Below are 26,842 nucleotides of genomic sequence, written 5' to 3' on the forward strand. Positions count from 1 at the left end.
TCCTGCCCATCACCGAGAAGATCGCAGGAGGCGACGCAATGAGTGACCCGATGGACGTCCTGCCCCCCGAGTACCGGCGGCTCCGGATCGGCGACGCCTGGCGCGACGCCGCGAGCGGCACCACCTTTGCCGTCGAGGACCCGGGGACCGGCAAGACCATCGCCGAGGTGGCGGACGCCGACGTCGTCGACGGGCTCGCCGCCCTGGACGCGGCGAGCACGGCGATGCCGGGGTGGGCGGCGACCCCGCCACGGCGACGGTCGGAGTTGTTGACCGCGACGTACCGGGCGCTGACCGAGCGATCCGAGGAGATCGCCCGGCTGATCACACTCGAGATGGGCAAGCCACTCGCCGAGGCGCGGGGCGAGGTCGCCTACGGCGCCGAGTTCTTCCGCTGGTTCGCCGAAGAGGCGGTACGTGTCGAGGGGCGCTACAGCACCGCCCCCACCGGCGGGTACCGCATCCTCACCGTGCCGAAGCCGGTCGGGCCGTGCGTCTTCGTGACGCCCTGGAACTTCCCGTTGGCGATGGGTGCCCGCAAGATCGCGCCCGCGCTGGCCGCGGGCTGCACGACGATCACCAAGCCGGCTGGCCAGACGCCACTCACCATGCTGCTCCTGGCCCGCATCATGGAGGAGGTCGGCGTCCCCCCGGGTGTCGTCAACGTGGTCACCACCAAGCGTTCCGGCGAGGTGGTCTCCGCACTGCTCGCCGACGCTCGGACCCGCAAGCTCTCGTTCACCGGTTCGACCGAGGTCGGGCGCGTGCTGCTCCGGCAGGCCGCGGACGCCGTACTGCGTACCTCGATGGAACTGGGCGGCAACGCGGCCCTGATCGTGTGTGCGGACGCCGACCTGGACGTCGCGGTCGACGGCGCCATGGTGGCCAAGATGCGCAACATCGGGGAGTCCTGCATCGCGGCCAACCGGATCTACGTCGAGGAACCGGTGCGCGAGGAGTTCACGGCGCGCTTCGCCGAGCGGATGGCCGCGCTGTCGGTGGGCCACGGTCTCGACGACGGCGTGGACGTCGGGGCGTTGATCGACGAGGCCTCGGTCACCACGATCGGCGAACTCGTCGCCGACGCGGTCGATCGCGGCGCCCGGGTCCTGGTGGGCGGCGAGCGTCCGGACGGGCCGGGCCACTTCTACCCGCCCACCGTCCTCGTCGACGTGCCCGACGACGCGCGGATGCTGCAGGCGGAGATCTTCGGCCCGGTGGCGCCGATCATCCCGTTCACGTCCGACGACGAGGTGCTGGCGAAGGCCAACGACACCGAGCACGGCCTGGTCGGCTACGTCTTCACCCGTGACCTGCAGCGGGCGATCCGGTTCACCGAGGGGCTGGAGACGGGGATGGTCGGCGTCAACCGTGGTCTGATCTCGGACCCGTCAGCTCCGTTCGGCGGCGTGAAGCAGTCCGGGATCGGCAAGGAGGGGTCGCACGAGGGAATCCTCGAATACCTCGACCTCACCTACGCGGCGATCGACCTACCGTGACCGGCCTGCTGCTCCGGGCACCCGCCCACCACATCGCCGCCGACGTTCCGAGAGAGGCACCGACATGCTTGAGACCGTCCGCGGACCACGCCAACTGATCGTGGGCGAAGGGGTCGCGCAGAACATCCCGCGAGTGGTGGCCGAGAGTGGCTCACGGGTCCTCATCGTGACCGACAAGGTTCTTCTGGGGCAGCCGGGCGTGGCCGAGATCGTGGCCGCCGTGCGGGAGAAGGTCGCCGTCGTCGGGGTGTTCTCCGACGCGACTCCGGACGTGCCACTCACCGACGTCGCCCTGGCCGTCTCGGCCGCCGCCGAGGTGGACGCCGACGTGATCCTCGCCGTCGGGGGTGGCACGGTGATCGACCTGGCCAAGATCGTCGGGGTCATCCGGCGCCACGGCGGGACGCCGCGCGACTTCTACGGCGAGTCGAGGGTGCCGGGCCCGACTATTCCGCTCGTCGCGGTCCCGACGACGTCCGGCACCGGCTCCGAGCTCACACCCGTCTCGGTGTTGACCGACCCGGACCGCGAGCTGAAGGTGGGGGTCTCCAGCGTCCACATCGTGCCCGACTTCGCGATCGTCGACCCCGAACTCACGTACACCTGCCCCGCGACGGTCACCGCCCACTCCGGCATCGACGCGTTCTGTCACGCGGTGGAGAGCTACACCGCGCGACCCCGGGCCCACGGCCCGCGCGACCCGGTGGAGCAGGTGTTCCTCGGCCGCAACCCGATCACCGACCACTACGCGCTCCTGGCCGCGGAGCGGATCGCCCGTAGCCTGCGTCGGGCGGTCGCCGACGGAGGCGACACGGAGGCACGCGCGGACATGTCCTACGGGTCGATGCTCGCCGGGCTCGCCTTCTCCCACGCGGGCAACGCGGCCCCACACGCCCTCCAGTACCCCATCGGCGCAGCCACGCACACGCCGCACGGCCTGGGCGTCGGGCTGCTCCTGCCGTACGCGCTGGACGCGGCCAGGGACGCCATCGCCGACCGGTTGGCCATCCTCGCCGGAGTGTGCGGGCTCGACGTCGGCGACGCCTCGGACGCCGAGGCCGCGGACGCGTTCCTCACCTGGCTCGACGGGCTCCTCGTCGACATCGGCATCCCGCCCACCCTGGCGGACATCGGCGTGGCACGCGCCGACCTCCCGCGCTTCGCGGAGATGGCCAGCGGCGTCACCCGCCTGATCCAGAACCACCCGGGCCCGACCGACACCGCCAGCCTGACCGCGATCCTCGAGGCGGCCTGGACCGGGGACCGGACCCGACACGTCCCGACCGCGAGCCGGGGTCGGTGACCGGCGCGCGGTGACACTTCGGCGTACCTCCGCGATGTCGGCCACTACAGTGGCCCCTCATGACCACACGTCCGCCTCTCGCCGAGCAATTCGACCTGCAGCCGCATCCCGAAGGCGGATGGTTCAGGGAGACCTACCGGTCCGCTGTCACGTTCGAGCCTGATGGCTACCCGGGCAGCCGGGCCACCGCGACGGCGATCCTCTTCCTTCTCGAGCCGGGTGACTCGTCGGCCTGGCACACCGTGCGGTCGGACGAGATGTGGTTCTGGCATTCGGGTGGGCCGCTGGCGCTGACCGTGGGAAGGGACAGTCGGCCGATGATCCTGAGTGCCGAGCGCCCGCAGATCCTGGTCCCGGCGGGCGAGTGGCAGTCGGCGAAACCGGCGGGCGACGAGCACGTCCTCGTCAGTTGCGTGGTGACTCCGGGCTTCGATTTCGCCGACTTCACCATGCCGTGAGGACCCTCCAGGGCGTCCGCCGGGCCCTTCTGTCTCAGTCGCTGACCCGGCTGTGCGACTGGTAGACCAGATCCTGGTACTCGGGATGCCGGTTGATCCATCCCGCGAAGAACGGGCAGGTGGCCAGGACGAGCAGGTGCGCCGCACGAGCTTCGTCCAAGGCGGCGCGGGCCAGCGCCGACCCGACCCCCTTGCCCTCGTATTCCGGCGAGACCTCGGTGTGCACGAACGCGACGAGCTCCGCGGTACGGATGTACTGCGCGACGCCGGCGACCCTGGACTCCCCGTCGACCCTGGCCTCGTACCGGTTGGCCTCGGGCGCGTCCTTCACGTCCACCATGTCATGTCCTCCATACGGCTCATCGGGATCCACAGTGTCTTCGTACTCGTGAGATTCACGGTCCTTCTCAGGTAGCGGCGGCACGGTCCCACCGGAGGGGGTCGTCCTCCAACGCGGAGCGGTCCCAGTTCCCGAGGTCGGCGGCGGCCTCGTAGGTGCTGCGGAGGAACTCGGCCACCGCGCGATCGGGGTCCGGTGCGGCACGGGCCGCCTCGTAGGGCAGGAGGAACTGCTGGAACTCGCTGCTGTAGTACGCGCCTTCGGGACCGACGTGCTGCTCGGCGAACCCGTCGGGCGCGGGGTAGGCGTACGAGTAGAAGGCCCCTTCCTCGCCGCCACCGGGCCAGAACCCGCAGCTGGACAGTTCGCGGGAGTAGCCCTCGACCATGACCCAGTCCCCGCAGTTGGGCACGCCGCCGGGGTGGGGCGGGGCCGACCGGCCGGAGAAACGGGTGCAGGCGAGGTCCATCCCGCCCCAGAAGAAGTGCACCGGACTGACCTTGCCCACGAAATGCGACCGGAACTCGCCGATCACCCGATTCGCCTGCACCAGCTGTCGCCAGAACAAGGCCGCCGCCTCAGCGTCGTAGGAGGCGTGGTCGTGGTCCTCGGCGAACGGGATCGCCGGGTCGACCTCGTTGGGGTACGGCCGGATCGGCGCCTCGATTCCGAGCTGGTCGAGCATGGCCATGACCCGCGAGTAGAACTCGGCGACCGGCATCGGCCGAAGCGCCAGGCTCCGCGCGCCGCCGTCGCTGGTGCGCACGTCGAGCCGGTGGGCGATGAAGTCGAACTCGATCTCGAAGACCCCGGTGCCGTACGGGATGGCGGACGTCGTCAACCCGCGTGGGCTCACGTACAGGGTCACCTGCCACCAGTGGTTGAGAAACGGAGCGTGCGCCATGCGGATCTTGCCCACGATCTGGGTCCACATGTGCAGGGTGTCGCGGGTGGCGGTCCAGTCCGAGACCCGCAGGCTCGGCCAGCTCGTCGTTGCCGGGTTTGTCATCGCTTCGCACTCCTTGGTGCTGTCACCGGAGGGTGACAGAGGTCGTCATCGTGGCCGGTCGTGCGTCGAATCGGCTGGTCAATGGGTCGGCCACGGCGTACCGGACGAGCGCCTACGCGCTCAGCGTCCACGCGACCGCCCCGATCGACGCGGGCGTGACGCGGCAGTGGGTACGGCAACGACCCCAGTCTTCGGTGCTCAGCGGCGAACGAACAGTGACGCTACGTCACAAGCGATCGTGACACCACGCCACTGGCGCCTCCGGGCACGTCCGCGCTGTCCTGGGTCGGCTACCAGGCCAGACGCGGAGCAGCGCTCCGCACACCTCGAAGATGCCGGCGGGCGGGCCGTGCACAGAATCTCCCGGTGTGAGCAACCCTGTTGCCTAACGTGGTAGCTAACAGCGTTAGCCAGGTGAGACGGAGCGAGCCATGAGCACAACCATCAGCACCACGATCGACATCGCCGCCAGTCCGCAAACCGTGTGGGAGGTCCTCACCGACTTCGCCGCCTACCCGGACTGGAACCCGTTCATGCGCCGCATCGAGGGCACCCCTCAGGTCGGCACCAAGCTCGTCGTGCACCTGAGCCCACCAGGGGGAGGCGGCATGACCTTCAAGCCCACCGTTCTGGTTGCGAACCCGGGCCAGGAACTGCGCTGGCTCGGCAAGCTCGGCTTCGGTGGACTGTTCGACGGGGAACACTCGTTCGTCCTCACCGCCAACGCCGACGGGACCACCCACCTGGTCCACGGCGAACGCTTCTCGGGAATCCTCGTCGCCCTGTTCAAGGGCACACTGAAGAACACACACGCCGGGTTCGATGCCTTCAACGACGCACTCAAGCAGCGTGTCGAGTCGGCCCACCCCCCTCGATGACGGCGGTCACGCCGGACCTGCTGCTGAAGGATCCGATCCCCGACCTGTCTGCTGAGCTTCGGGCACCGCGGGCGTCCACAGAAGGGGGCATCGACGCATCTCGTTGACCCGACGGCACCCCGTAGTTAGCGTTAACACGCCCGAAACCCGTCCCGGTCAAGGAGGATCCATTGAGACTGCGACAGCGGAGACCACGCCTCGGGCCGAGTCGGAAGGGTAGAGGTGTCGCGGTCCTGGCACTCGGTGCGCTTCTCTCGGTCTCGTTCGCGGCAACGCCCTCGTACGCTGCCGAGGAGCAGCTCGACGAGGGCCTGGTGCACCACTTCGCCCTCGACGAGACCAGTGGGACGACGTTGGTCAATTCGGGTAGCGCGGGCGCGGCGGCGAACGCCACGCTCGTCAATCCCGAGAAGGCGACCTTGACCGGCGAAGGGGTCAGATTCAACCCCGACTCCTACGAGGGCGCCCTCGACGGCGCCTACGTGGCGCTGCCGAACGACATCACCGCCGGCATGTCCAACCTCACCGTCGACTACGACGTGTGGGTCGACCCGGCGAACGTCGGCGAGCACCAGATGTGGGGTTTCGGCCGTAAGTCCGGCTCGTGCGACGTCGACACCGGCGCCGAGGGCTCCATCTTCGCGTCGAACACCCAGCGGTTCCGCGTCGCGGTGGGTTCGGCGAACCTCCAACAGAACCGGGTCCGCATGCGCGAGGGAGCGTGGACCCATGTCACCTACACCCAGTCACTGAACTCGGACGGAACGAGCTGGACCGGCCGGCTCTACCTCGACGGTGTGCCGCACGCGACGTCGACGAACCTGACCACGGCGCCGTCGGTGAACGCCGCGGGGACCAACTGCAACTTCCTCGGCCGCTCGCAGACATCGGGTCACTACTCGTTCCGCGGAACGATCCGCGACTTCCGGGTGTACGACCGGGCGGTCAGTCTCGACGAGACACTCGCCCTGGCGGAGAGGACCGTCTCCGACGGCGTTCGCGCCGACGCCGCGGCCATCGACCTCGGCCGGACCAGTGCGGTCGTACGCGACATCGTCCTGCCCAAGGTGGGCTCCGTGGCCGGCTCGGCGATCACCTGGACGAGTTCGGACCCGTCGGTCGTCGAGGTCGACACCCCGCCGGCCGTCCCCAGCGCACGCAAGGTCGCGGTGACCGGCAGGATCACCCGGCCCGCGCAGGGGCAGCCGGACGCGACAGCCACGCTCACGGCGACCGTCCGCAAGGGCGCCCAGGAGGTCACCACACGGGAGATCCCCGTGGTGGTGAAGGCCGAGTTCGATGATGCGCAGTCGGTCGACCGGGACGCCTTCGACCTGACCCTGGATGCCACCGACGACGTACGCGGAAACCTCGACCTCACCGCCGAGGGCGAGTTCGGATCCACGATCACCTGGAAGTCGACCACCCGCCTCATCACCCCGACGGGTGAGGTCACCCGCCCGGCCTTCGGCCGCGCTGAAGTCGCCGCCACCCTGACGGCGACCGTCACCAAGGGCAAGGCGTCGCAGAAGAAGTCGTTCCCGGTGACCATCGCCGCCATGCCGCGTTCGGAGGAGTACGAGCGGTACTTCATGGGGTACTTCAAGGGGGAGGGCATCGCCGACGGCGAGCAGATCATGTTCGCCACCTCCAACGGCAACACCGCTCTGGGCTGGACCGGTCTGACCGGAGGACGGCCGTCCCTCATCTCCCAACTGGGCGACCAGGGGCTTCGCGACCCGCACATCGTCCGCTCCCCCGACGGCGACACGTTCTACATGATCGCCACCGACCTGAACTGGTACGACCAGGGCGGGTACGCCATCAACGACACCCAGTACATCGAGGTGTTCGAGTCGCACGACCTGGTGAACTGGACCCCTCAGCGGCACGTGAAGGTCGCGCCCGACAACGCGGGCAACGCCTTCGCACCGGAGTCGCTGTGGGTCGAGGAACTCGGCGCGTACGTCGTGTTCTGGGCCCAGTCGCTGTGGAACGACCCGGTGAACCGCACCGGTCAGGGGAACGCGCAGATGTGGTACGCCACGACGCGGGACTTCAAGACGTTCTCCGCTCCCCAGGTCTGGCAGGATCCCGCCCCGCTGTCGCGCATCGACACGACCGCGATCCGGGTCGGCGACCACTACTACCGGGTGACCAAGAACGAGGCCGGCAACCAGGGCTCGGACATCTTCTCGGAGAAGCACACCGACTTCCTGGACAGCGACATCGACAACTGGACGCTGGTCGCGCCGGCTCTGGGCCGCACGACCTGGGTCGCCGACCAGGGGTACGAGGGGCCGGTCATCTTCGAGGCCAACCCCGGTGACACCGCCTGCCCCGGCCAGTTCTACCTCTGGGGCGACCGGTACACGAACGGTGGGGGGTACCAGGCCGCCTGTCACGAGAACATCGAGGCTCCGACGTGGAACGCCAAGGCGATCACGATGACCAACGCGGGTGTCGTCCGTCCGCGTCACGGCACCGTGATCCCGCTGACGGTTCGCGAGTGGAACGACATCCGCGGTATCCCGAACAGCGATGTCACCACCACCACCGAGGTGGCTGTCGAGCCGTACGCGAGGGGGGCCCAGACGACCAGGGCCACCGTGACGGTCGCGGCAGCGGACGGGTTCGAGACCGGCGGTCAGGTACGGGTCAGCGTCGGCTCGTGGTCGAAGCTCGCCTACCTGAACGACGGTGCGGCGACCGTCACGCTGCCGACGGGTCTGCCCGCGGGTGCCCGGACGGTGAAGGCCGAATACCTCGGCTTCGACTACCTGAAGGCGTCGGAGGGTACGGCGTCGTTCGAGGTGCCCTCCGGCCCGGCCGCCGTCAAGGTCCAGGCGAAAGCCTCGCCGGCGTCGGTCGTTCGCGGGGACACGTTCAAATTGAACGTGACCGTCGGGCCGGCGGGCGGGCGGAAGCACGCTCCGACCCCGACCGGCGAGGTCACCGTCACCTTCGGCGGCACCGTGCACGTCGTGCCACTGGCACACGGTAAGGCGGTCGTCGAACTGCAGACCGCTGATCTGCGGCCGGGGGCCTACCGGGTCCACGTCGCCTACTCCGGCAACCCGACCTACCGGCCCCACGCCGCCGACTACCAGACGTTGACGGTACGGAAGGCGGGATAGGCACCCGAGGAGACGCGTCGCAGTAGTGGGCGGGCGAGATCGATCTCGCCCGCCCACTGTGTCAGTGAGGCGGCGTCGGCGACCCCGGTTCGTCAGGGCAGACTGCGGCTCATGATGTAGTTGAGGCCGAACTCCGTCTCGGTGGAGCGGACGTCGATGTAGCCGAGCCGACGGTAGAAGGCGTGCCCGGTGATGCTCGCTCCGGTCTCCATGTGGTCGTAGCCGTCGATCGCCGCCAGCGCCTCGACGTGGCGCATGAGGAGCCGCCCGATGCCGCGACCGGCGACCCGTGGGTGCACGAACATGGTGTAGACCTTGTCGCCGTCGCGGGAGACGGTGCCGACGATCCCGTCTTCCTCTGCGACGAACATCTGTCGTCGGATCGCGAGTTCCCTGATGCGTCGCTCGGTGAAGTGGTCGCACATCCGCTCGATGACCTCGCTCGGATAGTCGCGACTGTTGACCTCACGCAGGCAGCGTTCGATGAGGCCCGCCACACCCGGGGCATCGGCGCTGTCGAACGGTCTGATCGTCGCCATCGATCCATCCTGCCTGCGGTCGGCGTCGGGATGCCGGGCGAAGAGACGGCGGTCCGCATCCAGATCGTGCACGCAACCGCTGCCCGAGCCGGATGAGGGTCTCGTCGGCGGATCGCAGAAGCTGACGAATCCGCTCGTGTGCCGCGTTCAGTTCAGGCAGCGTCGAACCATGGCTTGCCGGCCGCCCAGTGCCGAACCCACCCGACGAACCCCGACGCCCCGGTGGTGTGGCCGAACTCCGCCCCGAAGGGCATCGCCCCCTCGCCGCTGATGTTCCAGATGTGCCCGCGATGCGGTCCGGTCACGACGAGATGCCAGTACATCCCGCAGCCGTCCGTGCCGAGCACGATCGAGCCGTGGTCGAAGACGGCATCGAGCAGCGGCTCGATCTCCTCCGACGGGCGGGAGTCCTCCTCCCACAGCCATGCCTGAGTCAGCGGAAACGGAGCCGCCAACTCGCGCACCGGGCGGTCGTCACCCCAGTCATCGGGCATCTCGGCCACCCCGAGAAGACCGAAGTCCGGTGGCCCGGAGAACGACCCGTCGGTGATCTCCGCGACGAAGGTCCGGTACGGCTCCGGCAGCACGATCCCGTGCTCCGTCTCGAAGGCGTACACGCCTGGCCAGCCCAGAGCCGACTCACCGGCGTCGTCCACCAGGAAGGCGGCGCGAAGGTCGGCGAGATCCGAGTCGGTTTTCGCGTCCATGACGCGTAGTCGTACCACGATGGATCCGGCGGTGCGCGGTAGGCCCGGCCCGACCACCGGCGCACGTGGCGCACCAGCGCGGACAGTGGCCGAATTCGGCTGTCGGATCCTGGCGGGGCCAGGCATCATCATCGCGTGGATGCCCTCCGGACGACCGCCCAGGTACTCCGACAGTGGAGCTGTCGCGTCCGCGTCGCGTCGAGTTCCACGGATGTCGGCCATCCCGAGGGCCCCGCGTAGGACACATGGGTTGCCACGACCACCCCGTGACCACGATCGGCGAGGAGCAGACCATCGACAACTCCGACACGATCAGTCTGTGGCGGCCCACGGGCCAGGCCGAACGTGACCTCGTCGCGGCGTCGGGGTGGCGTGCGTGGCCACCACGCCTGGCGGACCAGCCGATCTTCTACCCGGTCCTGAACCGTTGGTACGCCACGAAGATCGCCCGTGAGTGGAACGTCCCCGCCGAGGGTGTCGGCTACGTGACCCGGTTCGACGTCGAGCGGTCGTACCTGGACCGTTACGAGGTTCATCAGGCCGGTGGCCGCGACGTGCTGGAGTACTGGATCCCCGCCGAGGAACTCGCCGACTTCAACGGCCACATCGTCGGCGCCATCGTCGAGGAGGCCGAGTACCGCGGCCCGGTGGACGACCAGGAGTTCACCGACGCCGACAAGGCCCTGGGCCGGCCACTGCCCGCTGCCTGGCGCAGCTACCTGCAAGGTGAGTCGTGGTTCCGGCGAGGTTGGATGCCCAGCGGAGCCTACGTATGGCTCAACACACCACGCGAGATGCTCGACGTGCATGACGCGTGGGGCCAGGCCACCGATGAGCATCCCGGCATCGCGATCATCGGCGGTGACGGTTCACGTGAACAGCTTGTGCTCGACCTGCGCGGCGAGGATGCGCCAGTACTACTGGGCGACATCACCAGCAGTGGCTGGGAGAGCGCGATTCGGCAAGCCGACGATGTCAGCCGGCTCATCGACCGCATCGAGGCGGGCACTTTCGAGTTCACCTTCGAGGATTAGCGGGCGTCTGCGGGGCGGGCTGTTGCGCGTGCGTGGTCATCACCGGCAGATCAGGATGGCGGCTTCCGCTGCCACGGTGTTCGTGCCGCGGAACGAGGATCTCTGGGAGCCGCAGACGCAAGGTGCCGACGTTCCCCGGTGGTTACGCGGTCGGGTCCCAGTCCGCGAGCCGCTCCATCGGCTCGGTGTCGCCGGTGGTCGCCAGGTCGTCCAGCGGAAGGCGCTCGTAGAAGTAGAGGACCAGGTCGCTTGCGGTGCCCCGCATCGCCATGTCACCCGGCTCCGCGTCGGCGGCGAGGTCGTCGCAGCGGACACCCTCGGCGTCGAGGGTCAGACGCCAGGACCGGCCCTCGGTCGTGTGCAGGTCGATTGTCGCCGGCGTGAACGGCCAGGCGACGGTCGTCGCCGCGACGGTCGTCAGGAACTCGTCGACCCCCTCGACCGCGACGTCCGTCGGCAGCGGCTGCGCGGCCCCCTGGGTGAGCTGGACGTCGTAGGTGTGGACGGCGATCTCCTGGATCTGGTGCCGCGCCAGGGCTCCGCTGGTCTCCGGGGCCTGCGAGCGGCCCCACCAGGTCCAGCAGCCGCGGTCCGGGCCGGCCTCGCGCAACGCGCCGAGCATGAGCTCGGTCGACTCGGAGAGCCAGGCGTCCAGGGCTTCGCGGTCGCGGGGCGCGGTCGGGGCACCCTTCGGGTTCGTCTTGGCCGGGGGCTCAGCGCCCGGGCCCGCCGCGATGATGGCGGCCTGGCGGCGACGGCCGTCGCCGAGGTGTTGCGCCAGTTCGCGTAGGGTCCAGTCCGGGCAGGTCGGGACCTGGACGTCAAGGTCGGCAGCGGACGCGATCGCGGCGCGGAACGCGGCCGAGCGGTCTTCGATCAGCCGCAGGACCTCGGGGAACTCCAGAATGTTTCGCACCTCGGCTGTGTATCACCGCGCACCGCCATCCGGGTACCGATTTTGTCGGACGGACGCGTCGACGGCCGGGCGGAGCGCGGGCTGTCGCGGACCTCGAATCTGTTCCCCCTCGGGGGTGGTCTCGACCGCACCCGGTAAGGGGGCCGATCAGTGACTGTGTCGCAGACCCGTGCCTGGCCGTCCGACCGGCTGGCGAGCATCGCTGTGACGGCCTGCCGGCATCGCGTGCCACCGTTCTCGGCCGACGAAGCGGTAACTACGTAATTCTCGCCGATGGTGAGCCCTCGCCGTCTTGGCACGATCGCTTCTGCCGGGTGTGGATCGATCAGCTCGCTCATGCCCGGCGTTCCGATCGTCAGTGACCGCAGGAGGGCTTCACGATGGAGAACATGACGGACGCCGACGAGGCCGGCATCGTGTCGGCACCGGTGGTCAGCCGCCACAGCGTCACGGTGACCGCGTCGGTGGACACCGTGTGGCGGATCCTCACGGACATCGAGCGCACCGCCGAGGAGGCGACCGCCTCATGAAGAACAGTATGGTTGCCGCCGCGACGGCAGTGGTCGTGGCCGGCCTCGTGGGCGCCGCAGGTGCACCGGCTGGGGCCGAGGCCAGGCGCGATGGCGGCTCCGACCGCGCGACGGTGCGATGTGCGGGAAGGACCGTCGACACCACGGCGAAGATTCGCTACCGGACGGAGACGACGATCGACGCCCCGCTACGGACCATCTGGAACATCCAGACCGACGTGGAACGCTGGCCGTCGTGGCAGAGGCCGGTCCTCTCCAGCAAGCGGCTCGATCGCGGTCCACTGCGTCCCGGTTCATCGTTTCGATGGTCGACCTCGGTGCCCGAGACCGCGTTGAATCCCGCCACGACCCTCGTCGTCACGTCCACCGTCCGTCAGCTACAGCACCAGAAGTGCCTTCGGTGGGACGGCCCGGCGATCGGTGCGGGGCTGCGCATCGACGAGGGCGTTCACGTGTGGACGTTCACCGAGGTCGACGGCCGGGTTCTGGTGCGTACCGAGGAGACGTGGCGCGGTGACCAGGTGGAGCAGGACGTCGACTTTTCGACCGCGGCTCTCGGCGACGGTCTGAAGACGTGGCTGACGGAGCTGAAGACGCGGGCCGAACGGGAGTGTGAGCGGGCCCGGCGCTGACGCGATTCGACGGCCCCGCCGGTCTCGTGCCGCCGGGGCCGTTCGTCGCTCGGTCGGCCCGGCTTCGGTTGGTCGGCCCGATCGATGGTTTCGACAGCAGTGCACCGATCGGGTCGACCGCCACCGGGTCCGAAGTGGCACGCTCCTACGCGCGCAACTCGAACAGTTCGAGCTGGATGCCGTCGGGGTCACGTAGATAGAGGATCTTGGTTCCGGCCAACGCCCCCGCTTCGACGCCGTCGCCGTCCTGGAGCACGACCGGATCGGCGTTGACGTGCACGCCCCGCTCCACCAGGTCGCGGTGCGCCGCGTCGAGGTCGTCGACCTCGAAACACAGGTGCATCACCCCGACGTCGCAGTTGCGCCCGGTGAAGGGCCTCGGCTGCGGGTTGTCGTACTGGATGAGTTCCAAAAGCACGTTGTCACCGGCCAGCGCGAACGACGCCCGCATGGACGCGCTCTCGACCTCGACAACCGCACCGATCGCCGGGTTCGTCGCCGAGATCGTCACGCCGTTCGGCGCGATGCCGAGGACGTCCTCGTACCACCGCACCGACCGCGCCAGATCACTGACCGGCACTCCGATGTGATTCATCCTGGTCACTCTGCTCATGATCCCCATCCTCAGGGGCAGCGCCACCACCGTGGAAGGCACAGATCTTCCGCGTACCGCTGGTACCACCCAGCTCTTCCGACATCGATGGCGGATCATGTTATTCATGAATGACCTCGGAGCGGCGCTGCGGGCCTGGCGGGATCGCACGGACCCGGCCGCGGTCGGTCTCACGAACGTCTCACCTCGCCGCGTCGCCGGGCTACGACGTGGCGAGCTGGCAGCACTGGCCGGTATCTCCCCCGAATACGTGGCACGCCTCGAACAGGGCCGGGCCGCCACACCATCGGCGCAGGTGTGCACCTCTCTGTCCCGCGCGCTACGGCTCTCCGACGACGAGGAGGCGCACCTGATGCGCCTTGCCGGCTTCGCCGCGGCCCCGGACCGGATCCCCCGCCTGATCCCCAGCAGCCTGCACCGCGTCATCGACCACCTCGGCGACACCCCCGTGGCCGTCTACGACGCCGTCTGGCGGCTGCTGCACTGCAACCGGCTGTTCGCGGCCGTCTTCGGCGACCCCGCGGGCGCCACAGCCGACGACCGCAACGCCCTGATCGTCCAGTTCGAATCCCGAAACCCCCGAGTCCGTCAGACCGACACCGAGCGTGCCTACTTCGAGCAGTCGCTGGTGGCCGATCTGCGCGCCACCAGCGCCCGCTATCCGAACGACCCCGATGTGGCGGCACTGGTCTCACGCATGGCCGGGAACGACAGGTTCTGCCACCTCTGGGCCCTCCGCGCGGTGGCCCATCACGAGAGCGCGCACAAGACCGCCGTACATCCGGACGTGGGCGCCATCCCACTGGATGCCAACGTCCTGACCACCCAGAACACCGACCTGCGCCTCGTCGTCCTCACTCCTCGGCCCGACACCGCCGCTCGCGAGCGGCTGGATCGACTGGTGTGAGGACGCTGGCCGCGCCGGATCAAGAGGGCGTCCAAGACCTATCGGCGGGTGTGGGCAAACCACGCCAGATGGGCAGGCGCGTCGTCAGGCGGCGGTCAGGCCGCCGTCGATCGCGAGCGCGGCTCCGGTGACGAACGGGGCTTCGTCGCTGAGGAGGAAGGCCACGAAGGCGGCGATCTCCTCGGGCCTTCCGATCCGGCCCACGGGGTGCATGGCGCCGGCAGCACGGAGGGCCTCCTCCGGGTTCGGGCCCATGTTGCCGCGCAGCAGGGGGGTGTCGACACCACCGGTGACGAGGGCGTTGATCCGCACGCCCGTCGCGGCCACGTCGAGTGCCGCCGACCGGGTCAGACCGACGACGCCGTGCTTGGCCGCACTGTAGGCGGCCATGTTCGCCATACCGGTGACACCGACGTTGGAGGCGTTGTTCACGATCGAACCGCCGCCGGACGCCTGCAGCGCGGGGATCTGGTGCTTCAGACCGTGGAATACGCTGTTGAGGTTGAGTGCCAGTTCGGCACTCCAGGCATCACCATTGATCTCGGTTACCGGGCCGTACGCGGTGGCCGCGCCGACGTTGTTGAAGGCGCCGTCGAGCCGGCCGTAGTGGTCGACCGTCTGCTGGACCAGCCGCGCCATCTCGGCCTCGACCGTCACGTCGGTCGGCACGAAGAGGGCGTCGCGGCCGGCGGAACGCAGTTCGGCGGCGACCGCCTCGCCGGCGTCCTTGCCGCGGGCCGCTAGGACGACCTTCGCGCCCTCGGCGGCGACCCGCTCGGCGGTGGCCCGGCCCATGCCGGAGGTGGCACCGGTGATCAGAATGACCTTGTCTGCGAATCGGGTGGACACAGTTGATCCTTGCCTCTTGTCAGTGGGGTGTTTCGGTGGGTGCGTGGTTCAGAAGGTGAGCACGAGTCGGCCGCGGACACCGCCGGCGGCGAACCGGCGGTGCGCGTCGGGTGCCTCGGCGGCGGGCAGAGTCTTCGCCACCCGCGGAATGAGCACACCCGCCTCGGCGAGCCGACGGATCTCGTCCAGTTTGTCCGTCCGGCCGGCGTAGTCGGGCACGAACGGCGTCAACACCCTGATACCCCGGGTGCTCGCGGCCTGGTAGCCGCCGGGCTCGTCGGCCTGGCGGATCCGGAGCAGGGTGCCACCGTCGCGTACGACATCGAACAGCCTCGCTCCGATGAGCGCCACGTCGGCGACGGCGTCCACACCGTCCGGGAAGTGTGCCCGGATACCGTTCACGACCTCGGACCCCCTGGCCACCACGATGGCCGCACCGGACTCCTGGACCAGGGCTTCGTCGGCCGGGGCGGCGTCGGCGACCACGGTCAGCCCGGCGTTACCGGCCATCTGCACCAGGTAGCCGCCGAGCGCCCCGGCGGCCCCGAGCACGGCCAGGGTCGATCCTGGCGCGAGCGCCAGCTGGTCGAGTGCAAGAAGTGCGGTGAGTCCGTTCATCGGCAGCGTCGCCGCCGCCTCATGACTGACGCCCGCTGGCGCGCGCACGACCCAGCCGGCCGGACGCACCACGTACTCCACGTAACCGCCACCGCTGTTCTCCAGGGTGCCTTCCGGGGTCGGCGTCACCGGCAGGAGCATCGCCATCACCCGGTCACCGACCGACAGATCGGTGACGGTGCCCGGGCCGATCTGGTCGATCACGCCCGCGACGTCCATTCCGGGCACGTAGGGCCCTGGCACCCCGGCCAGGGCCGACGCGTGAACACCGGAGCGCAGCAGGGTGTCGGACGGATTCACCGCCGCCGCGTGTACGCGTACCCGCACCTCGCCGGGGCCCGCATGCGGTTCCGGCAGTTCGATGACGCGCAGCACCTCCGGCCCGCCGAATTCATGTAGACCAACTGCTCGCATCACATCTTCCTCTCGTGGTTCATCACATGCCTGGTGTGCTGGGTTCGCCGGCGCTGGGCAGTTCGCACCCGTGCGCGTCGCACCCGACTCGGCCACCAGCACCGAGGACTGTCAGCTCCGGTCGGCGATCAGCCCAGGCCCGCCTCAGCACCTCGGAGAAGACCTCGACCGAACGGGCGCCGGAGACGCCGTACTTCCGATCGATCACGAAGAACGGCACGCCGCTGATGCCCAGCTGCGCGGCCTCGTCCTCGTCCCGGCGCACCTCGTCGGCGTACGCCCGGCTGTCGGCGAGCACGGCGCGCACCTCGGCCTCGTCGAGTCCGGCGCGGATGGCGATCTCCACCTGGTGCTCGGAGTCGTAGGTGCTCCGTTCCGCAGCGAAGTTGCCCTGATAGAACAGCGTCAGCAGCTCGTCGTGCAGACCCCGGGCCGCGGCCAGATGCAGCAGCCGGTGCAGGTCGAAGGTGTTGCCGTGGTCCCGGAAGTCGACGAGGTAGTCGAGCCCTTCCTCCCTGGCGATGCCCGCGAGGTTCTCCTCGGCCGCCCGAGCCTCGGCAGGAGTCAGGCGGGCAAGGAGGCGGCCGGGAGGTGCTTGGGGTCTACCTCGTGGGCGGCGTTCCGGTGGTCATGCCTGGCTGATCTGTGGCCCGGGCGCGTCAAGAGCTGTTCGCCCGGGGGCACGCATACCATCGAGCAGGATGGTGACGACGCGCCGCCATCCGCCCGGTCCCGCGTCGACACCGAGGCAGTGGTCAGTGTCCAGCGGCGCGCGTGAGCAGATCATGATGTCCTGCCACGTCACGTCTTCGCGCAGCTCGCCGGCGGCGTGGGCCCGTTCGGTCAGCCGGATGACGGCGTCCTGCAGTGCGGCGGTCCGCTGCGCCAGCTCGGGTGACGGCGGCCGTTCGCACGCTGCGGTGACCTCGGCCAGGCCGCGACTGTCCCGATGCGCCCCCGCCAATTCCATGACGAACTCGGCCAGCCCATTCCATGGATCCGGGCGCTCGAGGCAGGCTTGTGCGGTCTCGCACAACTCGTCATACAGGCCGAGGACCACCGCGTCGAGCAGGGCTTCCTTGGTACCGAAGCGCCGGTACAACGTACCCACTCCCACACCCGCAGCCGTGGCGATGTCCAGAGCCGACACGTCGAGTCCACGGGAGGCGATCGCCTCCCGTGTCGCAACGATCAGTTGGCGTCGGTTACGGCGAGCGTCCGCCCGGACGTCAGACATCGGCCCCAGCCCAGACCGGTGGAATCCGGCGCTCGTCACTGCTTCCGATCGCCTCCGACGCGTCCCGTAGCCGGACCGTTTCGGTGAAATGACTCACGGAGCCTCCCTGCGCATCCATTAGGAATCGAGCATCACTAGGCGGACGAGTGCCGTCCGTATCTGACTCTAGCTCAACAGGACGGGCATCGTCCGCTTCCCGGATCCCCGCCGACGTGACCCTGGCCACCCTTCGCCGATGGCGGGAGTGCCCGCAGACGGATTCGCCTGCCGGCGGCGGCCTGCCCCGGCGCCTTGATGCGGAGTGGTCAGGGTCACCTGGTCGACCACCAGCAGAAGCGGACGACAGTCGTCCCATTGGGCTAGGCTCGCCACCGACTGAAAGCGGACGCACTCCGTCCGTATAGAGGTTGAAGCGCAATGCGCGGGATCGCCCGGCACAGCACCCGAGCGTCCGAGACCGTTTACAGAGACGAAAGGAACCACGTCATGAGCAAGCAGGAAACCCGTCGAGCAGCGACGTTGCGGTGGCGGGTCGGCGCGGTGGCCGCGGCGGCTGCATTGCTGGCCGGCAGTGGGGTGGGCGTGGCAGCCCTCACCTCCCAGGCGGCGAGCGCGCACGACCACTCGACGAGCGCCTCCTCCAAGTCCCTCGCCGAGCGGGTGCAGCGCTTGGAAGACATCGAGGAAATCCACCAGCTCAAGGCCCGCTACTTCCGGTTTGTCGACGAGAAGAAGCACGATGACCTGGCCGCGCTGTTCACGCCCGACGCCAAACTCGTCACCGACGGGATCACCTGGAAATCGCCGAAGGAGTTCGCCTACACGATCCGCGACCTCACCGGCGCCGCCCCGTCAGCTCACTCGGGAGCCATGCCAGAGATCACGATGACGGGACCGGACACGGCGTCCGGAATCTGGTCGATGGAAGACATCCTCACCTTCCCGGCCGGCCCGAACGCTCCTGAGGGGCACAACGGCTACGGGCAGTACCGCGAGACCTACAAGAAGGTCAACGGTGAGTGGCTGATCGATTCGGTACTGCTGACCCGCTTCTGGATGGACCCGTTGCCCGCCTGGACTCCTCCGGCGACCACGACCCCTTCGAACCCCGGCACCCGACCGGCGACCACGAACGGCAGGTGAGGCAGGTGGCGTGTCGGGTTGCGTAACCTGACACGCCACCACCCTCCCAAGCCGCACGTCTGGATGGAGCCAGGCTCTCTCGGCTCACGACGTCAGGACACCGTCAACGACCATGTGAAGGGTTGCGGTCTCGCCTACACCGGCCGCCACACCGTCATCGGCACTGGTTTCCCGTGTCGACAGGCATGAGTTCTGTCGGTTGGCGGTGGGAGACTCTCGCGCCGTGGACATTGACGAGTTTTGGGCGGTCGTGGAGTCGGCCGGAGCGGGTCTCGACGGGCGGACCGGCGACGACGGTGAGGCCGTTGCCGCGGCGCTGGTGACGCGCTTGGCCGCGACACCGTCGGAGGGCATCCTCGAGTTCCAGGAGCTGTTCGATCAGCTCCATGACGCCCTCTACCGCTGGGACGTGTGGGCGGCTGCGTACCTGATCGGCGGGGGATGCTCCGACGACAGCTTCATCGATTTCCGGGCGGGAGTCATCGCGCTGGGCCGCGAGTGGTACGGACGGGTCCTGGCCTCGCCCGACGCACTGGCTGACCACCCCGTGGTCCGACAAGCGGCGGCCGAGGAAGACGACGGCGCGTTGTTCGCCGAGTCGGTGAACTACGTGGCCGGCGAGGCGTACGAGCAGGTCACGGGTGGTGACGACGATGCCTTCTACGAAGCGTTGAAGGCCCGCCGGCACACTGCGGTCGGCATCGACGAGGCCCACGAAGCCGACATGGGTGAAGACTTCGACTTCGACGATGACGACGAGATGCGGAGGCGGCTGCCCCGGCTGGCCGAGCTGTTCCTCCAGCCCGACGAGGATTGATCCCGGCAGACGCCGACGGCTCCAGCGCCGCCCCACCGCATGTCGGTCAGGTCATGACGCCTCACTGCCGTTACGCACGGCACGATGCCTCCGGTGTGACGTTCCAGCGTGGTTGCCGAACCGACTACCGGAGGCTTCGCTGCTCGTGTCGGTCTCCGCGCTCGACACCATCACCTCCGCCCGGCTCCGCCCCCGTACGTCACCGTGCGGGTCGAGACCCCTGCCGACCGGGACACCGTCCGGCGAACGGGCCGGGCGGTTCACCAGCGGCACGCCGAGAACGCGTTCCATCGGCACCGGGCCGATGTGCCGCGAGTCGAAGCTGGCCCGCTGGTTGTCACCGAAGACGATCAAGTGCCCCGGAGGTACGGTCACGCCGACGCCGTCGGCGACGGGTATCGGCGTCGACGGCAGTGGATCTCCCGGCAGGGCAGCCACCCGTTTGATCATCCATCGTCGTACGGCCACGGCCGGCGCCGCTCCGATCACCGGTTCCGGTGCCCATCCTCTGCCCGGCTCCGGTTGCTCCACCACCACCACCCGCCCCACCCTGACCCGGCGGCGCCGGTGGACCACGATGCGTTCACCCGAGGTGTAGGTGGGATACATGCTGTGACCGTGGACGGTCACCGATACCAACCGCCTCCTCAGGTGAAGGGCTGCTAGAGCGGCCGCCGTCAGCGCGCCCAGTAGAGAGCCGATCCACCACCCGACCGTCACGACAGCCTCCCGACGTCCGAGACGCCGACCGCGCCCCCTGCCCCTGACAACAGCGACGGCCTCTCCTCCGGTTGATAGCCGGCGGCCTGCAGCGCGAAGAGGCGGGCGTAGGCGCCGTCGGCAGCCACGAGTTCCTGGTGGGTTCCCTGCTCGACGACCCGGCCGTCGTCGAGCACGGCGATGACGTCGGCGTCTCGCACCGCCCCGAGCCGGTGCGAGATCAGCACGCTCGTCCGCCCAACCCGCTGTCGACGCAGCGAACTGTGGATGAGGTGTTCGGCCTCCGGGTCCAGCCCGGCCGACGGCTCGTCGAGGATCAACAGGTCCCGGTCGCCACGGAGGAAGGCGCGGGCCAGGGCCAGCCGTTGCCACTGCCCGCCGGACAGCACCACGCCGGTGCCGGAATCGTTCTTCTCGGATTCCATGAAGAAGATCCGTGACAGTAGCGTGTCGTACCCTCGCGGCAACCGGTGCAGCCGCTCGTGGATCCCGGCCCCGCGCGCCGCCGCCTCGATCCTCGCCGAGTCGTCGAGCGCCGTCAGGTCGCCGAGCGCGATGTTCTCGCCGGCGGTCAGGTCGTACTCCATGTAGTCCTGGAAGACCGCGCTCACCCGCCGCCGCAACTCTCCCGGGTCCAGGTCACGGATGTCCCGGCCGTCCCAACGGACGCTGCCGCGGGTGGGGTCGTAGAACCGGCAGAGAAGTTTGACCAGCGTCGATTTTCCCGCGCCGTTGAGGCCCACCAGGGCGAGCGAACACCCGGCCGGTATCCACAGACTGAGCCCGCGCAGCACCCAGGGATGGTTGTCGGAGTAGCGGAACCACACGTCGCGCAGTTCGATGCCGTGCGTGAGCGCGGGCGGCGCGGGCGGGTCGACCGCCACTGGAAGGTCAGGCCCCGCCGTGGTCACCGCCAGGTAGTGGTCGAACATCAGTGCCGCGTGATGAGTGCGGGAGACCTCGGCCGCGAGGGTGCCGAGCGCCGACTGCATTCCCGCCACGGCGGCGATGAAGACGGTGATGTCCCCCACCGACAGGCGGCCCTGTCGGGCGGCGCCCACGGCCCACAGCAGACCACCGCCCGACACCACCGAGGCCAGCAGGCCCAGCCCGGCCTGAGTGACCAGTTCGCGCCGGTCCATCGACCGCTTGACGGCGTTGCCGGCACGACGGTCGGCGAGCATGCGGCGAAGCAGGAACAGCCCCGAGTCGAAGAGGCGGATCTCCTTGGCCGCCTCCAGGCTGGACAGCAGGCCGCCGTAGAACATCTCCCGTCGTTCGACCGGTCCGACCTCCCAGTGCATCCGTGCGCGTCTTCGCGCGAGCGCCAGCTCACCGAGCAGCGTCGGCGCTCCGGCCAGCAGCACCAGCCCCGTCATCAACGGGCTGATCAGGAACATGGTGCCGAGAAAACCGGTGATGGTGACGGCGGACCGTCCGGCGCCCAGCACCCCGTCGACGGCCTGGGTCGGCATCATCGCCGCTGACTGTTGGGCCAACCGCAGTCGATCCAGGAACACCGGGTCCTCGAAGGGCCCGAGCCCGACGAAGCGGCCCACCGCCTCGAAGAGCCGCTTCTGGGCGGTGAGCCCGGCGGCGCGGTCGAGTTCTGCGCGAAGGTACTGGCCGAGTTGCGGCAGCACCGCGGCGACCACTCCCGCTGCGGCCAGGCCGGCGGCGAGGGCGACGAGTCGACCTTCGGTACCGCCCTGGACCACGCCGTCGAGCACCAGCTTCGCCATCCAGGCCAACGCCACCGGCACCGCTCCGGCGATCAAGGTCACCCCGACGTATCCGGCGAACGTGACGGGTGCGGCCGATGCCGGGAGCTTGCACGCGGCCGAGAGGTTGCGTACCCCGATCGGTCCGCCGCGGGTGCGCCGGTCGCCGAGGGACCCAGGCCGCGACGACGGTGGGTTCATGCCGGTACGGATGCGGGCTGGTCGAGCCGGATCCGGTCGGAGGTGATCACGACCCTCCCGTCCGACGCAGGTGCCACCTTCACCACCGTCGGGAACGCGGTCACCTGGAAGGCCCTGCACATCGCCCCGTCGGAGTCCTGCACGAACACCCGGGCGACCGGCCGCAGGGCCTCGACGTAGGGGTCGGCGTCGCCGGCCTCGGCGGCGACGACGACCGCGATCGGTCGGTCACGCGTGCCCGGGGAGCTGCCGGCGTACGAGACGAACTCCGGCAGGCGCTTTTCACACGGTCCGCAGCCGGGCGTGAAGAAGGCGACGAGAGTCTCATCGGTGATCGAGTCCCGCTCCACCGGTTCGCCGTCCACAGTGGCCGAACTGAATGCGCCCACCTCGTCGCCGACCCCGAGGGACGCCGGCGGCTGTGCGACGCCGGCCAGCGCGGCCGTGTGCTCGCGGAGCCGCCTGATCACCCCGAGGGTGAGGAGCAACTGCAACGCGCAGACCGCCGCGAGCAGGACGACGGTCGCAGTGATGATCGACATGAACATCTCCCTTGATGAGCGGGACGCGGTGTGCGCCCCGGTGCTGAATCAGCCGTGTGCCCTGCTCCTCGTGCCGGTGGAGGGCCACGGCCGTACCGGCGACGGCCGGAGCACGTCGAGGATGTCGTCGAGGGTCACGACGACGACTCCGACGAGGAGGCCCGCGAGCATGGCGACCGCCGTGCCACCGGCGCCGGCCCGAGCGGTGGTCTGCGGACCGAATGCCGCGACCAGCGCCGCCGCCGCGAGGACCCCGTTGCGGACGATGTGGCGGGGCCCGAACGGGGCCGTGGAGGCGCCGAAACAGCGACAGGTCGCGGAGACACCGCGACGCCGGGTCAGCGCGATCGCGGTCGCGAACGCGATCAACAAGAACACCGCGAGGAGGTACGCCACGTCGACCGCGCGAACCAGGAGCAGGCCACAGACTCCCAGCTCACCACCGACGACCAGGCACGCTACCGGCCGAACCCACCGGATTGGCAATAGGCCGAGATCGTCCACCGAGGTGACGAATTCGCGGAACGAATTCCGACCGACCAGTTTCGCCCATGACGACACGACGAACACCGTTCCGAGGAGGCACTGAACTCCGATTGCCAGATAGACCACAGCTGCTCCTCTGCCGGATTGGACGTGGCGCGGTACGGGGCGTGCCCGGTGGCTGTGGCCACCGGGCACGCTGACGACTAGCAGTAGCAGGTGGTCACCTGGCAGCCGCAACCATCGCGGCAGATCGCCCTGCACCTCGCGTAGTAGCCGCAGGGGGCCTCGCACTGCCAGCAGGACGAGTAGTTCACCACCTTCTGCGGGCCGCAGGCCGCCTCCGCTTCCAGCGTCGGCACGAACAGCGCGAGGAATCGGCTTCCCGCCGCCTCCAGCTTCCGATACATACCCACTCCTTCCGGTCGAGCAGAACGTGCCGGAGTGCACCGGACGGAGCACCAGGCGCGTTCTACGGGTCGGGACGGTGGAATCATGGCTCCGACGTATGTGTGAAGATCTTAAGAAAATCTAATCGGCGGTCGCGTCTCGCGATTGGGGGGCCATGGCGCAGTTCCGCGTACTCGGTCCATTGGAGCTGGTCATTGCCGGTGAATCGGCGAATCTGGGGCCGCCCAAGCAGAGGGCGACCCTCGCCGCGCTGGTCGTCGACGCCGGCCAACCGGTGCCCGTCCCCGTTCTGGTGGATCGGGTGTGGGATCAGCAGCCGCCCGCCGGCGCACGCAACGCCCTCTACGTACACGTGATGCGGATCCGGCGGCTGCTCGCCCCGGTGGCCGCGAGCCCGCAGACGCACACCCAGTTGCGGCGGCGTCCGGACGGGTACCTTCTCGACGTCGACCCGGACGCGGTCGACCTGCACCGCTTCCGGCGGCTGGTCGGCACCGCCCGCCAACCGGCGGTGCCGCAGGACCGGCGAGCGGCGCTGCTCGACGAGGCGCTGGGGCTGTGGCGCGGCGATCCGTTGGCCGGGCTCGACGGTTCCTGGCCGCAGCAGGTGCGGGAGAACTGCCGTCGGCAACGGCTCGAGGCCACCCTCGACTGGGCCGAGGCTCAGCTGACGCTCCAGCACCCGGACCCGGTCATCGCTCGGCTCGGCGAGTTGGCGGACGACCACCCACTTGTCGAGCCGCTCGCCGCGTCGCTGATGCGGGCACTGCAGCAGGCGGGCCGGACCGCCGAGGCGCTGGACCGCTACGCCACGGTGCGGCAGCACCTCGCCGAGGAACTGGGTATCGACCCCGGTGACGAGCTGCGGATCCTGCACCAGGCATTGCTCACGGGCGGCCCGCAGACCACCGGCGGTGCCCGCCCCGGCACCGGCGACAGACCGGCGGGCACCACCGGCCCGGGCACCAGCGGCCACGCTCCCCGGAACGCGGATCCCGGCTCGGCGCAGCCGGTCGGGCCGGCTGCTGACGAGACCCCGGCCGACGCGGACGGCGTTCCCGTCCCCCGTCAACTACCCGCTGCCCCACCGCACTTCGTCGGCCGGCGGCAGGAACTCGACGGGCTCACCGAACTGTTGGGCGATGCGCTCCGCTCCGGCTCCGGCGTGACGGCCGCGGTCACCGGTGTCGGAGGCATGGGCAAGACGTGGCTTGCCCTGCACTGGGCCCACCAGCACCTGAGCCGTTTCCCGGATGGTCAGCTCTACGTGAACCTGCGCGGCTTCTCCCCCGACAACCGACCGCTGCCGGTGTCGACGGCGATTCACGGCTTCCTGGAGGCACTCGGCACACGGCCGGAGTCGATACCACGCGACCTCGACGGGCAGACGGCCCTCTACCGCAGCCTCATGGCCGGCCGGACGATGCTCGTGTTGCTGGACAACGCACGCGACGCCGATCAGGTTCGCGCGCTGCTGCCCGGGTCCGCATCCCACTCCTTCGTGGTCATCACCAGCCGGGATCAGCTCGTGGGGCTGCTCACCACCGAGGGCGCCCACCCGCTGCCGCTGGATCCGCTGAGCACCCAGCAGTCCCTCGATCTGCTGGCCCACCGGCTCGGGCGGGAACGCACCGCGGCATGGGCGACTCGCATCGACCAGATCGTCGCGTCCTGCGCCGGCCTGCCGCTGGCGCTCTCCATCGTCGCCGCGCGCGCAAGCACCAACCGAGCCCTGTCACCCGACGACCTCATCGACCGCCCGGGAAGGTTGGACGCGCTGGCCACCGGGGAACCCGCCGCAGACGTACGGGCCGTCCTCTCCTGGTCATGGCGGGCGCTCAGGCCGGAGCCGGCCCGGCTGTTCCGGCTGCTCGGGCTGCACCCCGGGCCCGACATCAGCGCCGCCGCGGCAGCCAGTCTGGTCGGGCTGCCGGTGACCGCGACGAAGCGAATCCTGGAGCACCTGGCCAGGGCGCACCTGGTCAGTGGACACGGTCTGCACCGGTACACCTCGCACGACCTCGTCCGTGCCTACGCGGCGGAGTTGGCCGCCGAGGAGGACGACGGTGGCGCACGGCAGCGCCTCTACGACCATTACGTGCACACGGCCCACGCCGCGGCGCTCCTGACCGAACCGCACCGGGACGTCATCGATCTCCCTGCGGTGACGACGGACGTCACAGTCGAGCGTCTGCACGATCGGGCCGACGCGCTGCGCTGGCTGAACGCGGAGCGTCCGGTGCTGCTCGCCATCGTGGCGGACGCCGAGCGCGCCGGCTACGACGGCCATGCCTGGCGGCTGTCCTGGGCTCTCGCCACCTTCCTCAGCCGACAGGCGTACTGGCAGGATCTGGCCTCGGTCCAGCGCATCGCGCTGCGAGCGGCCACGCACGGAGGCGATGCCCTCGGCCAGGCCCACACACTGCGGGAGTTGGCGTTGGCCGCGGTTCAGGTGGGCCGGCACGACGAAGCCGTCGCCCATCTTCGCGATGCCTGCGCGCTCTTCGTCCAGCTCGACCTACCGTCCGGCCACGCCTACACCCGCCTCTACCTCGGCTGGGTGTACGAGCTGCAGGGTCGTCAGCGGGCGGCACTCGCCGAGGACGAGCGCGCCCTGTCGCTCTTCGCCGAGGTGGGACACAAGGTGGGTCAGGCCAGGGCTCTCAACGCGTTGGGGTGGGATCACGCCCAGCTCGGCGACCTCGCCACGGCGTTGGACTACTGCCTTCGCGCACTCACCCTGCACGAGGCGATGGGTAACGTCACCGCCGCGGCCCAGACCTGGGACAGCCTCGGATACATCCACCACCGCCTTGCCGAGTACGACCGGGCGGTGGCTTGCTTCGAGCGAGCCCTGGAACTGTCCCGGCAGGTCGGCGACCGCTTCCAGGAGGCCGAGAGCCTGTTGCATCTCGGCGAAAGCCACCTCTGCCTGGGTCGCCCCGATGCGGCGCGGCAAGCGTGGCAACGCGCTGCCGCTCTGCTCCGCGGCAGCCCTGCCGAGACGGAGCGGCTGCGCCGCCGGTTGCTCGAACTCGACGAGCCACCGCCGACACTCACCTAAGGGAGCTGACGGAGACCTCTCTGCTGCCGGCGAGGACCGACCCGGTCGCTTCCCCGGCCGGTCCGTCCTGGTGTGTGCGGCGAGTGGGGCGAGAGCGTCGGGGTCGAAGTCGTGGACCCC

26 protein-coding genes and 1 pseudogene are annotated in these 26,842 nt (G+C 69.5%); 12 read left to right on the forward strand and 15 right to left on the reverse strand.

Annotated features, from left to right (window positions below):
* Positions 1–38 precede the first annotated feature (38 nt).
* The 3 genes from O7616_RS24890 to O7616_RS24900 all read left to right on the forward strand — a co-directional run bounded on the left by O7616_RS24890 (position 39) and on the right by O7616_RS24900 (position 3,260).
* Complete coding sequence (locus tag O7616_RS24890) at positions 39–1,499, forward strand: NAD-dependent succinate-semialdehyde dehydrogenase (RefSeq protein ID WP_282304219.1); 1,461 nt, start codon at positions 39–41, stop codon at positions 1,497–1,499.
* 64 nt (positions 1,500–1,563) lie between these two features.
* Positions 1,564–2,802 (forward strand): iron-containing alcohol dehydrogenase, encoded by a 1,239-nt coding sequence (locus tag O7616_RS24895; protein WP_282304220.1) that lies wholly within the window; start codon positions 1,564–1,566, stop codon positions 2,800–2,802.
* 59 nt (positions 2,803–2,861) lie between these two features.
* Positions 2,862–3,260 (forward strand): cupin domain-containing protein, encoded by a 399-nt coding sequence (locus O7616_RS24900; protein WP_282304221.1) that lies wholly within the window; start codon positions 2,862–2,864, stop codon positions 3,258–3,260.
* 34 nt (positions 3,261–3,294) lie between these two features.
* Here O7616_RS24900 and O7616_RS24905 read toward each other — a convergent pair whose 3' ends face one another.
* Positions 3,295–3,684: a GNAT family N-acetyltransferase gene (locus O7616_RS24905; RefSeq protein ID WP_348773833.1), complete on the reverse strand. Its 390-nt coding sequence runs from the start codon at positions 3,682–3,684 to the stop codon at positions 3,295–3,297.
* A complete protein-coding gene (locus tag O7616_RS24910) occupies positions 3,668–4,609 on the reverse strand; it encodes a DUF5996 family protein (protein WP_282304223.1) in 942 nt (313 codons plus the stop codon). Before O7616_RS24910 ends, O7616_RS24905 begins: the two co-directional genes overlap by 17 nt.
* Positions 4,610–5,040: 431 nt before the next feature.
* On the opposite strand from O7616_RS24910, the gene O7616_RS24915 reads away from it, so the two are divergent.
* Together O7616_RS24915 and O7616_RS24920 are read left to right on the forward strand one after the other, a co-directional pair.
* The gene (locus O7616_RS24915) at positions 5,041–5,487 is read left to right on the forward strand and encodes an SRPBCC domain-containing protein (protein WP_282304224.1); all 447 of its coding nucleotides are present in this window, start codon (positions 5,041–5,043) and stop codon (positions 5,485–5,487) included.
* Between the two features lie 314 nt (positions 5,488–5,801).
* A complete protein-coding gene (locus O7616_RS24920; RefSeq protein ID WP_282304225.1) occupies positions 5,802–8,624 on the forward strand; it encodes an immunoglobulin-like domain-containing protein in 2,823 nt (940 codons plus the stop codon).
* Positions 8,625–8,716: 92 nt separating this feature from the next.
* Here O7616_RS24920 and O7616_RS24925 read toward each other — a convergent pair whose 3' ends face one another.
* Positions 8,717–9,163: a GNAT family N-acetyltransferase gene (locus O7616_RS24925; protein WP_282304226.1), complete on the reverse strand. Its 447-nt coding sequence runs from the start codon at positions 9,161–9,163 to the stop codon at positions 8,717–8,719.
* A 152-nt stretch (positions 9,164–9,315) separates the two neighbouring features.
* Positions 9,316–9,870 (reverse strand): SMI1/KNR4 family protein, encoded by a 555-nt coding sequence (locus O7616_RS24930; RefSeq protein WP_282304227.1) that lies wholly within the window; start codon positions 9,868–9,870, stop codon positions 9,316–9,318.
* A gap of 245 nt (positions 9,871–10,115) precedes the next feature.
* Here O7616_RS24930 and O7616_RS24935 point away from each other — a divergent pair.
* Positions 10,116–10,490: pseudogene (locus tag O7616_RS24935) on the forward strand (hypothetical protein); the annotation flags it as partial.
* 556 nt (positions 10,491–11,046) lie between these two features.
* Here the strand turns inward: O7616_RS24935 and O7616_RS24940 are convergent.
* Positions 11,047–11,820, reverse strand: coding sequence for a maleylpyruvate isomerase N-terminal domain-containing protein (locus tag O7616_RS24940; RefSeq protein ID WP_282304228.1), 774 nt, complete (start codon positions 11,818–11,820; stop codon positions 11,047–11,049).
* 380 nt (positions 11,821–12,200) lie between these two features.
* On the opposite strand from O7616_RS24940, the gene O7616_RS24945 reads away from it, so the two are divergent.
* Both O7616_RS24945 and O7616_RS24950 read left to right on the forward strand, forming a co-directional pair.
* Entirely contained in the window at positions 12,201–12,350 is a 150-nt protein-coding gene (locus O7616_RS24945; protein WP_282304229.1) for a hypothetical protein, read from the forward strand.
* An 8-nt stretch (positions 12,351–12,358) separates the two neighbouring features.
* Positions 12,359–12,982, forward strand: coding sequence for an SRPBCC family protein (locus O7616_RS24950; RefSeq protein ID WP_282307715.1), 624 nt, complete (start codon positions 12,359–12,361; stop codon positions 12,980–12,982).
* A 145-nt stretch (positions 12,983–13,127) separates the two neighbouring features.
* On the opposite strand, the gene O7616_RS24955 is transcribed toward O7616_RS24950, so the two are convergent.
* Positions 13,128–13,577, reverse strand: a complete 450-nt coding sequence (locus tag O7616_RS24955) for a VOC family protein (protein ID WP_282258460.1) — start codon at positions 13,575–13,577, stop codon at positions 13,128–13,130.
* A gap of 124 nt (positions 13,578–13,701) precedes the next feature.
* On the opposite strand from O7616_RS24955, the gene O7616_RS24960 reads away from it, so the two are divergent.
* The gene (locus O7616_RS24960; protein ID WP_282304230.1) at positions 13,702–14,502 is read left to right on the forward strand and encodes a helix-turn-helix transcriptional regulator; all 801 of its coding nucleotides are present in this window, start codon (positions 13,702–13,704) and stop codon (positions 14,500–14,502) included.
* Positions 14,503–14,586: 84 nt separating this feature from the next.
* Here the strand turns inward: O7616_RS24960 and O7616_RS24965 are convergent, their stop codons facing one another.
* Genes O7616_RS24965 through O7616_RS24980 form a run of 4 tightly spaced genes read right to left on the reverse strand, consistent with a single transcriptional unit; the run spans position 14,587 to position 17,620 of the window.
* Positions 14,587–15,351: a glucose 1-dehydrogenase gene (locus O7616_RS24965; protein WP_282304231.1), complete on the reverse strand. Its 765-nt coding sequence runs from the start codon at positions 15,349–15,351 to the stop codon at positions 14,587–14,589.
* Between the two features lie 48 nt (positions 15,352–15,399).
* Positions 15,400–16,383, reverse strand: coding sequence for an NADP-dependent oxidoreductase (locus O7616_RS24970; protein WP_282304232.1), 984 nt, complete (start codon positions 16,381–16,383; stop codon positions 15,400–15,402).
* Positions 16,384–16,405: 22 nt separating this feature from the next.
* A complete protein-coding gene (locus O7616_RS24975; RefSeq protein ID WP_348773888.1) occupies positions 16,406–16,951 on the reverse strand; it encodes a DsbA family oxidoreductase in 546 nt (181 codons plus the stop codon).
* 60 nt (positions 16,952–17,011) lie between these two features.
* The gene (locus O7616_RS24980; RefSeq protein ID WP_282304233.1) at positions 17,012–17,620 is read right to left on the reverse strand and encodes a TetR/AcrR family transcriptional regulator; all 609 of its coding nucleotides are present in this window, start codon (positions 17,618–17,620) and stop codon (positions 17,012–17,014) included.
* A 417-nt stretch (positions 17,621–18,037) separates the two neighbouring features.
* Between O7616_RS24980 and O7616_RS24985 the strand changes: the two genes are divergently transcribed.
* Positions 18,038–18,763: a nuclear transport factor 2 family protein gene (locus O7616_RS24985; RefSeq protein WP_282304234.1), complete on the forward strand. Its 726-nt coding sequence runs from the start codon at positions 18,038–18,040 to the stop codon at positions 18,761–18,763.
* Positions 18,764–18,986: 223 nt separating this feature from the next.
* Entirely contained in the window at positions 18,987–19,580 is a 594-nt protein-coding gene (locus tag O7616_RS24990) for a DUF4240 domain-containing protein (protein WP_282304235.1), read from the forward strand.
* A 51-nt stretch (positions 19,581–19,631) separates the two neighbouring features.
* On the opposite strand, the gene O7616_RS24995 is transcribed toward O7616_RS24990, so the two are convergent.
* The 5 genes from O7616_RS24995 to O7616_RS25015 all read right to left on the reverse strand — a co-directional run bounded on the left by O7616_RS24995 (position 19,632) and on the right by O7616_RS25015 (position 23,657).
* The gene (locus O7616_RS24995) at positions 19,632–20,300 is read right to left on the reverse strand and encodes a S26 family signal peptidase (RefSeq protein WP_282304236.1); all 669 of its coding nucleotides are present in this window, start codon (positions 20,298–20,300) and stop codon (positions 19,632–19,634) included.
* Positions 20,297–22,084 carry an ABC transporter ATP-binding protein gene (locus O7616_RS25000; protein WP_282304237.1) on the reverse strand — a complete coding sequence of 596 codons (1,788 nt, stop codon included), beginning with the start codon at positions 22,082–22,084 and terminating at the stop codon, positions 20,297–20,299. Before O7616_RS25000 ends, O7616_RS24995 begins: the two co-directional genes overlap by 4 nt.
* 134 nt (positions 22,085–22,218) lie before the next feature.
* A complete protein-coding gene (locus tag O7616_RS25005; RefSeq protein WP_282304238.1) occupies positions 22,219–22,764 on the reverse strand; it encodes a hypothetical protein in 546 nt (181 codons plus the stop codon).
* A gap of 48 nt (positions 22,765–22,812) precedes the next feature.
* The gene (locus tag O7616_RS25010; RefSeq protein ID WP_348773834.1) at positions 22,813–23,541 is read right to left on the reverse strand and encodes a MauE/DoxX family redox-associated membrane protein; all 729 of its coding nucleotides are present in this window, start codon (positions 23,539–23,541) and stop codon (positions 22,813–22,815) included.
* Complete coding sequence (locus O7616_RS25015; protein WP_282304240.1) at positions 23,454–23,657, reverse strand: hypothetical protein; 204 nt, start codon at positions 23,655–23,657, stop codon at positions 23,454–23,456. The genes O7616_RS25010 and O7616_RS25015 overlap by 88 nt, the downstream gene beginning before the upstream one ends.
* A 155-nt stretch (positions 23,658–23,812) precedes the next feature.
* On the opposite strand from O7616_RS25015, the gene O7616_RS25020 reads away from it, so the two are divergent.
* On the forward strand, positions 23,813–26,722 hold the full coding sequence (locus tag O7616_RS25020; RefSeq protein WP_282304241.1) for a BTAD domain-containing putative transcriptional regulator: 2,910 nt from the start codon (positions 23,813–23,815) through the stop codon (positions 26,720–26,722).
* Positions 26,723–26,842: the final 120 nt, after the last annotated feature.

Source organism: Micromonospora sp. WMMD964, from assembly GCF_029581455.1.
Taxonomy (GTDB): domain Bacteria; phylum Actinomycetota; class Actinomycetes; order Mycobacteriales; family Micromonosporaceae; genus Micromonospora.